A 13938-nucleotide genomic window follows, 5' to 3' on the forward strand; every position below is an offset into this window, starting at 1 on the left:
GACTCTTATTCTGTAATTCTTTGCTCTTTCCTTAGAATTAGAAGCCTCTAAAGACTCTTATTCTCAACCTGTGTGGGAATTCGGTCGTGAATTCAATCCTGAGTTCAGTGCTGAATTCCGTGGGAATTCGGTAGTGAACTCGGTGGTAAATTCCGTGGGAATTGGAGGAAAGTAATCGCCGCCATCCTCGCTCTTCATCACTACTGCTAATTTCTCAGCGAGTATTTCCCAATCATTTTTCTACTAATCCACCAAGCGGTGTAAAATTTCTTTATAACGGTTCGAAGTTTCTTCCACTACGGAAGCTGGCAGCTCATCCGGCTCACTATTTTTATCCCAGCCCGATCCGGCTAAATACGTACGAACGGGCTCTTTGTCCATCGAATCAATCTCGATATCCAGGGCGTATTTATCTTGTGACCAGTAACGCGAGGAATCCGGCGTGAAAATTTCATCAATAATAATAAGTTCTCCTGCGTAGAAGCCGAATTCAAACTTCGTATCTGCTAAAATAATGCCCTTTTGCTCACAAATCGAATGAGCCAACGTGTAAAGCATGATGCTTCGCTCTTGCAGCGCATAAGTCAGCTCTTCGCCGACTAAATCAATCATTTGTTCCACGGAAATGTCTTCGTCATGACCGACATCATTTTTAGCTGCAGGTGTGAAAATAGGATCTTGCAAGCGCTCGTTCTTACGCAGGCCTTCAGGCAGTTTGCGACCGTTAATTTCGCCGGTCTTCTCGTACTGTCTCCAGCCGTTGCCTGTGATGTAACCGCGAACCACGCATTCAATGGAGATGCGCTCCGCTTTTTTCGCTACAATAATACGTTCCTTTAGAAGCTCTCTATCTTCCGCACTCGGAATAATCGCATGGAGCTTTTCTACGTCCGTGTGCACAATGTGATTGCTCATGTAACCGCTCGTCACGCCGAACCAGTATTTACTTAGCGCATTCAGAACGTAGCCCTTATCAGGAATTCCAGGCTTCAACATGTAATCAAAAGCCGAAATTCGATCCGTCACCACGATAAGGAAATGTTCGCCCAGATCATACAGTTCACGTACTTTCCCCTTATGAACCAGGGGAGCGTTAATCATTTCAACAGCTGATTCCAAGATATTGTTAGCCACGAACCACACATCCTTTCCTGTTAAAATGCCCTGCTTTATTTCAAACCTAAACGGTTAAAGATCGTGTCTACGTGTTTCAAATGCCAGCTTGGATCAAAGCAATCTGCTATCTCTTCCGGGCTAAGCACTTCTGTAATCACAGAAGCATTCTCCACGATTTCGCGGAACGAACGCTGTTCTTTCCATGCTTGCATCGCTCTTGGCTGAACCGTATCGTATGCTTGTTCACGAGCAAAGCCTTTGTCGATCAGCTTCGTCATCACGCGGCCAGAGAAAGGAACGTCATAGGTGCTGCGCATATTGCGCTTCATATTTTCAGGGAACACAGTCAAGTTCTTGATGATGTTGCCTAGGCGGTTCAGCATATAGTTCAGCAGCTGCGTCGCATCCGGCAGGATAATGCGCTCAACGGAGGAGTGCGAAATGTCGCGCTCATGCCAAAGCGTCACATTCTCATAAGCGGAAACCATGTGCCCGCGAATCACACGGGACAGACCGGAAATGCTCTCGCAACCAATCGGGTTACGCTTATGCGGCATGGCGGAGGAACCTTTTTGACCTTTCGCAAACGGCTCTTCAACCTCGCGGAACTCACTCTTCTGAAGCGCGCGAATTTCAGTAGCGAATTTATCAAGGGACGTAGCAACTAGCGCCAGTGTCGCCATGTATTCAGCGTGACGGTCACGCTGCAAGGTTTGTGTAGAAATCGGAGCTGCTTTTGTGCCCAGCTTGCCGCATACATACTCTTCAACGAACGGATCGATGTTCGCGTAGGTGCCTACTGCACCTGAGATTTTACCGAATTGTACGCCATCAGCGGCAAAACGGAAACGCTCCAGGTTACGCTTCATTTCTTCGTACCAAAGGGCCATTTTCAGACCGAAAGTCGTCGGCTCTGCATGCACACCATGCGTTCTGCCCATCATGGCTGTATCTTTATGTTCGATCGCTTTATTGCGAAGGATTTCGATGAAATTCTGAATGTCTTTGTCCAAAATCTCGTTCGCTTGTCTCAGCAAGTAGCCAAGTGCCGTATCGACAACGTCTGTCGAAGTCAAACCGTAGTGAACCCATTTGCGCTCAGGTCCCAGCGTTTCGGAAACTGCTCTAGTGAAGGCGATCACGTCATGACGCGTCTCTTGCTCGATTTCATAAATGCGGTCAATGTTGAAGCTTGCGTTCTCGCGCAGTACTTTCACATCTTCCTTAGGAATAACTCCGAGCTCTGACCATGCTTCGCAAGAAAGAATCTCGACTTCAAGCCAAGCTTGGAATTTATTTTCCTCTGTCCAAATACGTGCCATTTCTGGGCGTGTATAACGTTCAATCATGTTAGCCGTTCCTCCAATGAGTTCTTTTACTTACTTTCCCAAATGCTTGTCTGTTCTATCCAAGTCAGTGCTTTCGCGACGTCGCTTGTAAGGAGATTGATGTGTCCCATCTTCCGTTTTTCTTTCGCTTCTTTCTTGCCATATAGATGAACCTTCGCGGAAACGCCTAATTCACTGTGTTCCAGGAAATCGGGTTGGTCGATCAATTCTTGCAGAGGTTCGATATGCTCGCCAAGCAAATTGACCATTACGACAGGTGACAGCAGCTCGGTAGAACCAAGCGGGAGGTTGCAAATCGCGCGAACGTGCTGCTCGAACTGTGAAGTTCGGCATGCTTCCATCGTGTAATGACCTGAATTGTGCGGACGTGGCGCAAGCTCATTAACGTAAAGCTGTCCATCCTTCGTCAGGAATAACTCCACTGCGATCAAACCAATCACACCAAGCGATTCTGCGATGCGTACGGCAAGCTCTTCAGCTTCCTTTTGCACCTGAGCAGGGATTCGCGCCGGAACGATCGATTGATGCAGGATGTTATGTACATGTATATTTTCAGCAGCAGGAAAAGCCTTTACCTCGCCGCGTGGACTTCTTGCCGCAATCACGGATAATTCTTTGTCAAAATGAATGAATTGTTCGAGAACCAGCTCTGTTTTGGCGCGGCTGAGCGTTTCGTAAGCTTCCTTTACTTCGTCCAGCGATCGAAGCACCCATTGTCCTTTGCCGTCATAGCCGCCGGTTGCGGTTTTGAGCACGCACGGTGTCCCGAAGCGTTCAGCCGCTTCACGCAAATCAGCTGCGCTGGTGATTTCAGCATATGGAGCCACAGGTACGCCTGCTGCTTCAATCGCTCTCTTTTCACGCAGACGATGCTGGGTCGTGTATAAAAGCTCACTTCCTTGTGGAACATAGGACTCATTCATTAAAATGTTGGTCACATGCGCATCAACGTTCTCGAATTCGTAGGTGATGACGTCCGACAGGGCTGCGAGTTTTCTCGCCGCTTCCACATCGTCAAAATCCGCCTGAATTTGCTCATCCGCAACTTGACCGCAAGGCGCGTCATCCGTAGGATCGAGCGTCACGAAGCGATACCCCATGTTGCGTCCAGCCAAGGCTAGCATTCGACCTAGCTGCCCACCGCCCAAGATGCCGATGGTACCGCCTGGCTTGATAACCTTGTCGCTTAAGTTTGAGGCTTCGCTCATAACAAGTCACTGCTTTCAATCACGGTCTGAGCAATTCGCTCGCGACGCGCTCTGACCTTCGCTTGCAGCTCTGGCTCGAATGCGCCCAGAATTTGCGCCGCCAAGAGGCCTGCATTCGTTGCACCGGCATGACCGATTGCTACCGTCGCAACTGGAATGCCTCCTGGCATTTGCACGATCGAAAGCAAGGAATCAAGTCCGTTCAGCGTGGACGTTTTGACTGGAACACCAATAACCGGAAGCTCCGTTTTGGCTGCTACCATCCCTGGTAGATGCGCCGCTCCTCCTGCTCCGGCAATAATCACTTGAATGCCGCGGCCTGCCGCTGAAGCTGCATATTCGAACATCAGGTCCGGCGTTCTATGCGCAGAGACCACCTTTTTCTCATAAGGCACTCCCAGCTCTTCCAGCATGTCGCATGCGTGCTTCATCGTTTCCCAATCCGACTGGCTTCCCATTATGACACCTACACGTACAGTCATCATAAACCTACTTTCATATTGTAATTTTAAAAATCAACTTTGATAACGAAGATTATGCGATGATGTATCTCGACATCGAATCTTGAACGAAATCTTGGGAAGTCCGGTACTCACGTAGCCAGTACCACAGCGAATGCTTCCGAAGCCAGTTTTCCTACGGAAAACTCTTAGCTCCGTTCCTCCTTCTCCACCTTTCGTCCAACCTTCTCGGTTCTGAAAGCTAACTTTTAAAACTTTCATTATAAATAATTACTATACTATCATGCCCTTAAACCCAAAAAACGCCCAGAGCTAGAATACATGATTCTATCCGCTGGACAGCAAAAGAACCGAATGCAAAAAGACCATCGTCTTCCTATGGTTTCCCTCATTCGCTTCCTCGTAGTCCAAAAATTCATGGTTTTTGGGTAGAAACTTTCAGGCCTTATCCCTGATTTTATACGAGTTGATTCGACATTTTCAATTAGTGCGGCTTCATTTCCCGCTTCCCTAGTTTACTACCAACTAACGTGCGATGTCAATTTCAAAAAACGAACAATTTTCGTCTAAATCTTTTGGATAGTTCGCTTTTTGGTGCGTTTTCTATCTTTTAAACGGTTTGCGACCTCAGATGAGATTCTCATCATCTCCTGAGACCCGATCTGTCTGTTGTACAGCTGTTCATAAGCGACTTGCCCAACCCTAATATTTTTCGACAAGACCTTTATTTAATGCTTAACGCACTAAATACCGGCTTACGCCTTCAATGGGTGAGGCTGTTTAAAGGCTAATTTGTTGTACAACAGCGACCGTCGATTCATTCATCCGTTTTTTTCACTTTTGAACGCGTCTTAATTCGGAGCAATCGTCATCTATACTGGGTTGAGGTTACTGGATGCATGAATCCCTATTTGCGGTTGAACGATGTTGTAAAAAGTGCAACAATTACGGCCGAAATCTCGCTTCATTCCATCGTTGTTGCATAACGTACAACAATTTGGTCCTATTCAGGCCATTTCGCACCAAATGGGCTCAAAATGTTGTACAAACTACAACTTCAAGTTACCAAATAGCCTTTTGGCATCTGAATTGTTGTATAAACTACAACACTGACAACCACTATAGCCCATTTGCCCTCACAAAAACTGAAAGAATCTAAAAATCGAATTTTGGCGTTTTGAATACCAGTTGGGAGGAGGCATTATAGGTGGTAAGCTCTGCCTTTCCCTCTAACCCCAAAAAAATAAAAAGAGGGCATTCCGTCAAATGGAATACCCTCTTTTAACCATTTTACACAGCAGAAACTTCTTTCACAGCCCCCGTTTGTAGCGACATATCTGGTTCTTCTGGATTTGCATTAAACTGATTTTCACTCTTCGCAATCACAATTGTCGCTACGCTATTACCAATAATGTTCGTAATTGCTCTCGCTTCGGACATGAACCGGTCCACCCCAATCAGAAGCGCCATGCCTTCAATGGGAATGACATTGTTCGGAATTGCGGCCAGTGTAGCCGCCAGTGTGACGAAGCCTGATCCGGTGATGCCAGCAGCACCTTTCGAAGTTAGCATGAGCACGCCCATGAAGGTCAGTACCTGAATCCAATTTAGTTCTACACCATAGGCTTGTGCAATGAATAACCCTGCCATAGATAAGTAGATCGATGTACCATCAAGGTTGAACGAATAACCAGTGGGAACAACGAGACCTACGACCGGCTTCGATGCGCCGAACTTCTCCAGCTTTTCCATTACGCGCGGCAATGCAGATTCGGAAGAAGATGTCCCTAATACAAGCAGTAGCTCTTCTTTAATGAATCGCAAAAGCTTAATTAAGCTAAACCCATACATTCTACAAATGGATCCGAGCACAATAAAGATGAACAGTGCCATGGTTATATAGACGGACCCCATCATTTTACCGAGAGAAAACAAGGAATGAACGCCGAATTTACCGATCGTATAAGACATTGCACCAAAAGCAGCAATTGGAGAGAACTTCATGATGATTCCTACAATGCGGAAGAATATTTCATTCATTTTCTCCAAGAAGTTCGTAACGGGTTTCACTCTGTCCCCAAGACCAGCCATCGCCAAACCAAACAAGATAGAGAAGAATAGAACCGGCAGCATGTCACCTTTGGAGAAGGCAGCCATCACGTTATCCGGAACGATACTTGTAAGGAAATCGACAAAGCCGTGACTAGTTGCTGCCGCGTCTTTCGTATACTTCGCAACATCTGCGGCCTTCACACCTGCCGTGCTCATTCCTGCGCCAGGGCGAATGATGTACATGACAGCTACGCCGATAACCATTGCAAACGTAGTAATAACTTCAAAGTACAGCAGCGCCTTTCCGCCGATTCGACCTACTTTTTTCATATCACCCATTCCAGAGATCCCGATAACAATGGTAAAGAACACAATTGGAGCTATGACCATCTTGATCATTTTGACGAACACATCAGAAAGTACTTTTAAGCTCTCTCCCTGATGAGGGAAAAACTGACCGACCGCAATCCCGAGCACAATCGCTAGCAGTACCTGCAGGGTTAAGTTTTTTCTAAGTTTCATCATCATCTTAATTCCTCCTAAAGTTATTTGGGGCCCCCGCAAAGTAGTCGGAATATACTTCAGAGCTTAGCGTCACTTTGTGGGGTTTATTAGGCTTGGACTTTCTCTTTACGTCTTCTGGCGACCCCGTCTTCATAAGCTGCTTCTATAACCGCATCTCTCACTCGTTCCGCGACTGATTGATTGAACACACTTGGAATAATGTAAGACTCATTCAGCTCATCCTCTTGAACAACCGATGCAATCGCCTTGGCTGCGGCAAGCTTCATATTCTCAGTCACTCTGGATGCCCTGCAATCCAGCAATCCTCGGAACAAGCCTGGGAAGCACAGCACATTGTTGATTTGGTTCGGGTAGTCCGAACGGCCAGTTGCCATAACCCGCACATAAGGCTCTGCCTCTTCGGGGAGTATTTCCGGCGTCGGGTTTGCCATTGCAAAGACGATCGGATTTTCCGCCATTTTGGCGACGTCTGCTCTTTTCAGTACACCAGGACCCGATACACCGATAAAAATATCTGCTCCTTCAATAACTTCCGACAGCGATCCTTGAATCTGCTTCGGATTCGTATGTTCCGCATACCATTGCCAAAACGGATTGTCGTAAACACCATCACGCGTGATAGCACCCTGTCGATCGACACCGATAATATTTCGAACACCTGCAGCCATCAGCATTTTGGTGCAAGCCGTTCCTGCCGCGCCAACGCCGCAAAGCACAATTTTGCAATCCTCAAGCTTCTTGCCCACGATCTTAACGGCATTAATCAATCCTGCCAAAAGCACCACAGCTGTGCCATGTTGATCATCATGAAAAACGGGAATATCCAATTCCTCGATGAGCCGCTGTTCAATCTCAAAGCATCTAGGTGCAGATATATCCTCTAGATTGATTCCGCCAAACGTCGGAGATAGCGCTTTCACGATATTCACAATTTCATCTGTGTCCTGTGTAGCCAGACATATTGGAAACGCATCAACACCAGCTAACTGCTTAAACAGCATCGCTTTTCCTTCCATGACGGGCATCGCAGCTTCAGGTCCAATATTACCTAGACCAAGTACGGCAGTTCCATCGGATATGACCGCGACTGTGTTGCGCTTGATTGTGAGTGTATGAGCAAGCGACGGCTTTTCGTGGATCGCCATACACACCTTGGCAACACCCGGCGTATACACCCTAGAGAGGTCATCCCGATTTTTAATAGGATATTTTGGACTCATTTCGATTTTCCCGCCCAAATGAAGGAGAAACGTTTGATCCGAAACATGAACGATTTTCACTCCCGCCAATGTGCGGATGGCTGCGGCAATCAATTCGGTATGCTTGTTATCGTATACATTGATCGTGATATCCCGAACCGTGATGTTTTTATCCGTTCTAACGACGTCAATGGCTATAATATCTCCACCTGCATCACTAATGGCCGTAGCCACACTGCCGAACGACGCGGTATCCTTATCCAATTCTAATCTCAAAATAATACTTGTATTAACTCCCGATGGGATTGACACGTTCTTCACCTCAAGCGATATTAGACTTTGTTATAACATCTATTTCTGTTTTCATGATATCGCTTTCAAAAGAAGGCGTGAAGAATTTGACCATATTGGTACTTATGGTCTTTTTGGTCTTCACTTTTAGTTATGATCTTTTATCGTCTGCCATCCATACATATCTATTAATCGGGCGCCCAATCCCGCCATATTCAAGGTCTAACTTCACCTGCTTATTCTTCTCCAGAAAATCCAGATACCTGCGCGCCGTAACTCTTGCTAATCCAACGCCCTCGGCTACTTCTTCCGCGGATAAAGATTTGTGCTGCTGCATCAGAAACAACATGACTTGTTTCATCGTCAGTGCTTGCAGACCTTTGGGCAAATCCCTTTGCACACTGAACGCAGGTGATTCAGGAAGCGGTTCTCCCCCGTTATTACCGTGTAATAGTTGATCCAATTCAACTTGTGATAATGTCGATTCTGTACCTAATCGCCTCTTCATTATTTGGTAATTTTCCAGCGCTTCTCGGACTCTTTCAAACTTAAAAGGCTTCATGATATAGTCCACGGCCCCCTGATGAAGCATCCGCTGGATCGTTGGAATGTCATTAGCCGCCGTAATGACAATAGCGTCTGCATTCAGCTGTTCATTTCGAATTTGCTGCAGCAATTCGGTTCCATTTTGCCCCGGCATATAGATATCTAGAATTACAAGGTCAGGCTTCAATTCACGAACTTTCTCGATACCATCTAACCCGTTAGAGGATGTCCCTACAATTTCAAAGCCGGGAACTCTCTCAACAAACTGCCTGTTCACTTCAAGAACCATCGGATCGTCCTCAATCAGTACGACTCTGTACATGAGTTTCTTCCTCTCTTGTATGCATCGGGAATGTGAGAATAAAGCTCGTCCCCACGCCAAACGTGGACTCTACTTCCAGATGAGCACCGCATTTGTTCACAATATTATGGATTAAATACAAACCAATGCCCCTGCCTTCGCCTGCATTTGTGGAGAAGCCTCGCTCAAACATGCGTTGTTTGGTTTCCTCACTCATACCCTTCCCATTATCCTCGACCAAAATCGATAATACTTCATCATCCTGTTCGATACTGATAAAGACCTCTTTCTTACCTTCCTTCTGCTTCAGGGCATCAAAAGCATTCTCAATCAGGTTCCCCAAGATGACCACAACGTCGTGCTGATCCAAATGTTCCGGAAATCGCACCAGCCTGCTTGCCCGGTCCAAACGGACATCGACGCCCAACTCTCTGCCGCGGCTGATTTTCCCCAAGAGCAACCCTGCCGCACTCTCATTCGCGATCTTGCTCGAGACAAAGCTGCTAAGCTCGGATTGTGCTTCCATCGTTTCGAATAAATAATCAAGCGCCTTTTGCTTATGATCAAGTTGAATCAAGCCGCCGATGGTATGCAGCTTATTCATATATTCGTGATTCTGCACACGAAGTGCATCGACAAATGCCCTTACTCCGGTCAACTCTTCCGCTATTTTCGTCACCTCTGAGCGATCTTGAAAAATAGCTACGGCGCCAACCGTATGATGCCCTACTTTAATAGGAACCCGATTACTCAAAATATGAGCAGGACCAACATGCAGTTCTTGGTTATAAACAGCATGATTAAGCTGCAAAATTTCAGGAAGTCTCGTATCCGGCAGCACTTCCCGAATATGGCGTCCCAGTACTTCTCCTTCGATTTGCAGCATTTTTTTGGCTTTATCGTTAAAAACCGTGATGTATTCCTGGCTGTCTATGGCAATAACGCCTTCATGCATCGCATTGAAAGTGGCGGTTCGCTCTACGAGCAGCTGGGCGATTTCCTCAGGTTCCAAGCGAAACATCTGCTCCTTAATATGCCTTGAGAGCATCCACGAACCCAACACACCAAAAAGCAAAGATAAAAATACCGTCACATAAATTTGCCCCCGCATGTCGAGAATGATCCCGGTTAGTCCCGGCACCAGCTTCCCCACCAATACGACGCCTACTTGTTCGTGCTGCTCATTCATGACAGGTACGAAGACTCTAAGCGCTGTCCCTTGCTCTCCTTTTGCCCTGGAAAGATACGTATGCTCGGCAAAGGCAGCATGCTCGTCCTCCCCCTGCGAAAGCTCCCCGATCCGGGAGGATGACGGGTGAGACCAACGAATGCCGTTCATGTCCATAACAACAATATAGTCAACGTCATTAATGATTCGAAGACGTTCAGTGATCAGATTAATTTCCTGCCTATGGCTTTGTTCCGTAAGCCCGCTAATGATAGAAGGCAATTGGGTAACTGTGCGCGCAGTAACAAGCAGTCTCTGTCCAAGCTCTTGTTCCTGAAGGTGAATTACACGGCCTATTAAAATGATACCGCCGATACAAATCGCAAATAATACGATACCGAACGACAGGATCGTAATTTTCCAATTCATGCGAAGCCCCTTGATCTTCAAAGCCATCACCTACTTTCTAGCTTACCGTTTATTTCTACGATCATCATACATTATGTTACACTGAATTTATGATATACAACAGCTGGGGGGTCCATTATGAGAACATTTTTCGGTATTACGTTGTTTATTTTAATCGGCCTCCTGACAGCGGTGGGATTCGGTTTTTCCTGGCAATTTAATAACGGCCCGCTTGTGGGTGATGATGAGCAGATTGGACTCGGCCAACAAAAGGTCATCCGATTCAGCTTTAGTGTAGCGGAGAATACACCCAAAGGTTTAGCCGCTCAAGAGTTCGCCCGATTAGTTAAAGAAAAAACAAATGACACCATCAAAGTAGAGTTGTTTCCGAACAGTACTTTATACAATGAAACGGAAGAAGTTGCGGCTTTGCAGGGAGGCAGCATTCAAATGATTGCGCCAAGCTTCTCTAATATATCTGAGGTCGTACCTGAGTGGATGGCGATGGACCTCCCTTTTGCTTTCCAAAATGAAGAGGCTGTAGAAAAGGCGTTCCGGGGCAAGATCGGAGATATCCTAATGCGCAAACTTGAAGAAAAAGGCATTATCGGTCTAAGTTTTTGGGCAAATGGTTTTCAGCAGATGACCTCCAATCGCGGCATGCTCGTCCATCCGGAAGATTTTCGAGATTTGACATTTCGAATTCTTCCTAGCAAGGTTATTGAATCCCAATTTCGTCATCTGAATGCAAAGACAGTCCCCATTCCTTTTAACCAAGTTTACCGCAGTATGGAATCCGGTCTGGTAGACGGTGGAGAGAATACGATTTCGAACATCTACTCTAAAAAGATGTATCAAGTCCAAAAATATCTAACCATAAGCAATCATGCTTATCTAGGTTATGGCGTGCTAATGAATAAGGTATTTTGGGAGAAGCTATCCGCTGATCAGCAAAAAACGATTAATGAGGCCATGCAGGAAACGACGGTTTGGGCTAACCAAAATGCGATCGAGATCAACCGTAAACAATGGAACGAGCTGCAGAGGATTGGCCAGATGAACGTTCACCTCCTATCCAAAGAGGAACGGGATGAATGGCAGCAAGCACTTGAACCTGTCTATGAAGAAGCTGGGTCCTATCTTAGTAAAGATCTTATGGACGCCGTGAACGAACTCAGACGCGAGAGCACTAAAGAGCAATCGGGGTTATACTAAAAAAGGCGCTGCAGCGTGAGAAGAGGCCATATTATCCCTTCTTACACTGCAGCGCCTTACTTATTATCAACCATTTACGAACAAATTGCCGCTTCATATCGTAAGGAGGCACCGACTACAGGCAACTCATTAACTAAACCAAGCTGTTTAAACACATGCAAGCTGCTGTTAACCGTCATTGCATTCATATGGGGATATTTAACGATCAATGCCTCACATATGTCTTTGACCGTCGTGTAACTGCCCTGCGCATAAAGAAACGTAAGTATTGCACACCGCTGAGGTGTTAAAGGTATGTTTTTGGCGCGCATCCGCTGCAGCGCTTGATTCAGATCATGTTGTACCATGATGGGAACCTCCTCTTCGATTTATTAGCATTTATTCACCTATTTATTTTATTTTATGATGGCCATTAGCGGTTCAAATGTTGTAAGTATCCGGAAATATCCACGTTCAAGCCAGCTGCCAAGCTTTCTCCCAAGCTGCTATCCGCTCTGTAGAAATTACATATCGCCAGCAATTTCGATTTCTCGTGAACAGACGAGAGGTCGCCTACCAGATTCGAAATGAAATTCGCTTGCTCCTGCTCGCTGAAGCTGCGGAATGTGTCTCCGGCTTGTGCGAAATCATTCGTTTTCGCGATTTTTTGCCTACCAGCGGATCCGTTGAGCGGAGCGCTGCTGTCGCGGAATTCAGGCGCTTCTTTCGGTTCATCGGCATGACGAGTTGGCTCATAATTCACACTGCCAGGCTGCTGCTTCATTTGCATAGCGCCATCGCGCTGGTTATTTTGCACGGTTGCATAAGGGCAGTTCACCGGAATTTGCAGGTAGTTGGCACCTAGACGGTGTCTTTGTGTATCTGGGTAGGAGAAAAGTCGGCCTTGCAGCAGCTTATCTTCCGAAGGCTCTATTCCGGATACCAATACACTTGGCGCAAAAGCCGCTTGCTCCACATCAGCAAAAAAGTTCTGTGCGTTGCGGTTTAACGTCATTGTCCCTACCTTTTGCAATGGAATAAGATCTTCTGGCCACACTTTTGTTGGATCCAGCGGATCAAAATCGTAAGCGTCCAAATCCTCAGGCTGCAGCAGCTGCACATGCAAATCCCATTTTGGGAATTCGCCGCGATCGATGTGGTCGTACAAATCTCTTGTCGCATGGCTGAAATCCTCGCCCTGAATGGCTGAAGCTTCCGCTTTGCTCAAATTGCGAACGCCTTGGTGCGGTTTCCAGTGATATTTCACATACACATAATTCCCTACGGAATTAATCCATTTGAACGCATGAACACCGAAACCATTCATTTCACGGTAATTCGCTGGTGTGCCGTAGTCCGAGAATACCCAAGTCAGCATATGCGTCGATTCTGGTGTCAGGGACATGAAATCCCAGTAACGGTCGGGTGTCTGCACATTCGTGTCAGGCGCTGGCTTCAAGGAATGAACCATATCAGGGAATTTCATCGCGTCGCGAATAAAGAAAACAGGAAGATTATTGCCGACTAGATCGTAATTGCCTTCTTCTGTATAAAATTTAACGGCGAATCCGCGCGGATCGCGTGCTGTTTCAGGTGACCCTTGCCCGTGAATAACGGTGGAGAAGCGTACAAATACTGCCGTTTCTTTACCCGCTTCAGCTAGAAAGCCCGCTTTCGTATATCGTTTCATCGAATTCTCAACTGTAAAGGTTCCAAAAGCTCCCGCTCCACGCGCATGAACCACACGCTCCGGAATACGCTCCCGATCGAAATGAGCGATCTTTTCTAATAAGTGGTAATCCTCCAATAGCGTCGGGCCATTCTGGCCTGCTGTCCGTGAATTCTGGTTATCACCTACAGGCGCGCCCTGGTTCGTAGTTAAGTGGTTATGGGACATCTGCATTCTCCTTCGTCGGTAAGATTGTGATTACGTTTCTTTTATTTAGAGTAATTATTATTTAATATCTATTTTATTTTAATTGAGAACCATTGTCAATAACATATATCTTCTTCTTTCTTCGACTAATGGCTCCAATTGGACACTTCTCCAACCTCCTGCTCATCCCTTTCATTTCTACCTACGCCTGTTAACCTCAGATTGCCGCAATTTAGATATGTGA

At 46.3% G+C, this 13938-nt stretch carries 11 protein-coding genes and 1 riboswitch; of the genes, 1 reads left to right on the forward strand and 10 read right to left on the reverse strand.

The annotated features are described in order from the left end of the window. Positions 1-243: 243 nt before the first annotated feature. The 8 genes from ASD40_RS03435 to ASD40_RS03470 form a co-directional block, all read right to left on the reverse strand. Positions 244-1101 carry a phosphoribosylaminoimidazolesuccinocarboxamide synthase gene (locus ASD40_RS03435; RefSeq protein WP_057301973.1) on the reverse strand — a complete coding sequence of 286 codons (858 nt, stop codon included), beginning with the start codon at positions 1099-1101 and terminating at the stop codon, positions 244-246. Positions 1102-1169: 68 nt separating this feature from the next. Next, a complete protein-coding gene (gene purB / locus ASD40_RS03440; RefSeq protein WP_057301929.1) occupies positions 1170-2465 on the reverse strand; it encodes an adenylosuccinate lyase in 1296 nt (431 codons plus the stop codon). A 26-nt stretch (positions 2466-2491) separates the two neighbouring features. Beyond that, on the reverse strand, positions 2492-3673 hold the full coding sequence (purK, locus tag ASD40_RS03445; protein ID WP_057301930.1) for a 5-(carboxyamino)imidazole ribonucleotide synthase: 1182 nt from the start codon (positions 3671-3673) through the stop codon (positions 2492-2494). Beyond that, positions 3670-4155 carry a 5-(carboxyamino)imidazole ribonucleotide mutase gene (gene purE / locus ASD40_RS03450; RefSeq protein ID WP_029198283.1) on the reverse strand — a complete coding sequence of 162 codons (486 nt, stop codon included), beginning with the start codon at positions 4153-4155 and terminating at the stop codon, positions 3670-3672. The genes purK and purE overlap by 4 nt, the downstream gene beginning before the upstream one ends. Before the next feature lie 362 nt (positions 4156-4517). Further along, positions 4518-4619, reverse strand: a riboswitch (purine riboswitch). A gap of 805 nt (positions 4620-5424) precedes the next feature. Next, on the reverse strand, positions 5425-6711 hold the full coding sequence (locus tag ASD40_RS03455) for a dicarboxylate/amino acid:cation symporter (protein ID WP_057301974.1): 1287 nt from the start codon (positions 6709-6711) through the stop codon (positions 5425-5427). 86 nt (positions 6712-6797) lie between these two features. Continuing rightward, on the reverse strand, positions 6798-8222 hold the full coding sequence (locus tag ASD40_RS03460) for an NAD-dependent malic enzyme (RefSeq protein ID WP_057301931.1): 1425 nt from the start codon (positions 8220-8222) through the stop codon (positions 6798-6800). A gap of 130 nt (positions 8223-8352) precedes the next feature. Then, the gene (locus ASD40_RS03465) at positions 8353-9069 is read right to left on the reverse strand and encodes a response regulator (RefSeq protein ID WP_057301932.1); all 717 of its coding nucleotides are present in this window, start codon (positions 9067-9069) and stop codon (positions 8353-8355) included. After that, entirely contained in the window at positions 9047-10645 is a 1599-nt protein-coding gene (locus ASD40_RS03470; RefSeq protein WP_327205271.1) for a sensor histidine kinase, read from the reverse strand. The genes ASD40_RS03465 and ASD40_RS03470 overlap by 23 nt, the downstream gene beginning before the upstream one ends. Positions 10646-10762: 117 nt before the next feature. On the opposite strand from ASD40_RS03470, the gene ASD40_RS03475 reads away from it, so the two are divergent. Further along, complete coding sequence (locus tag ASD40_RS03475) at positions 10763-11839, forward strand: DctP family TRAP transporter solute-binding subunit (RefSeq protein WP_057301934.1); 1077 nt, start codon at positions 10763-10765, stop codon at positions 11837-11839. Positions 11840-11913: 74 nt separating this feature from the next. Here the strand turns inward: ASD40_RS03475 and ASD40_RS03480 are convergent, their stop codons facing one another. Continuing rightward, complete coding sequence (locus ASD40_RS03480; RefSeq protein WP_057301935.1) at positions 11914-12186, reverse strand: Fur family transcriptional regulator; 273 nt, start codon at positions 12184-12186, stop codon at positions 11914-11916. A 65-nt stretch (positions 12187-12251) separates the two neighbouring features. Further along, positions 12252-13715: a catalase gene (locus ASD40_RS03485; protein ID WP_057301936.1), complete on the reverse strand. Its 1464-nt coding sequence runs from the start codon at positions 13713-13715 to the stop codon at positions 12252-12254. Positions 13716-13938: the final 223 nt, after the last annotated feature.

Source organism: Paenibacillus sp. Root444D2 (genome assembly GCF_001426375.1).
In the GTDB taxonomy this organism is placed as follows: domain Bacteria; phylum Bacillota; class Bacilli; order Paenibacillales; family NBRC-103111; genus Paenibacillus_E.

Coding starts and splice junctions, on each gene's coding strand:
- ASD40_RS03435 (WP_057301973.1), bottom strand. CDS start 1,101: ATGATTAACGCTCCCCTGGTTCATAAGGGGAAAGTACGTGAACTGTAT.
- purB (WP_057301929.1), bottom strand. CDS start 2,465: ATGATTGAACGTTATACACGCCCAGAAATGGCACGTATTTGGACAGAG.
- purK (WP_057301930.1), bottom strand. CDS start 3,673: ATGAGCGAAGCCTCAAACTTAAGCGACAAGGTTATCAAGCCAGGCGGT.
- purE (WP_029198283.1), bottom strand. CDS start 4,155: ATGACTGTACGTGTAGGTGTCATAATGGGAAGCCAGTCGGATTGGGAA.
- ASD40_RS03455 (WP_057301974.1), bottom strand. CDS start 6,711: ATGATGAAACTTAGAAAAAACTTAACCCTGCAGGTACTGCTAGCGATT.
- ASD40_RS03465 (WP_057301932.1), bottom strand. CDS start 9,069: ATGTACAGAGTCGTACTGATTGAGGACGATCCGATGGTTCTTGAAGTG.
- ASD40_RS03470 (WP_327205271.1), bottom strand. CDS start 10,645: ATGAATTGGAAAATTACGATCCTGTCGTTCGGTATCGTATTATTTGCG.
- ASD40_RS03475 (WP_057301934.1), top strand. CDS start 10,763: ATGAGAACATTTTTCGGTATTACGTTGTTTATTTTAATCGGCCTCCTG.
- ASD40_RS03480 (WP_057301935.1), bottom strand. CDS start 12,186: ATGGTACAACATGATCTGAATCAAGCGCTGCAGCGGATGCGCGCCAAA.
- ASD40_RS03485 (WP_057301936.1), bottom strand. CDS start 13,715: ATGTCCCATAACCACTTAACTACGAACCAGGGCGCGCCTGTAGGTGAT.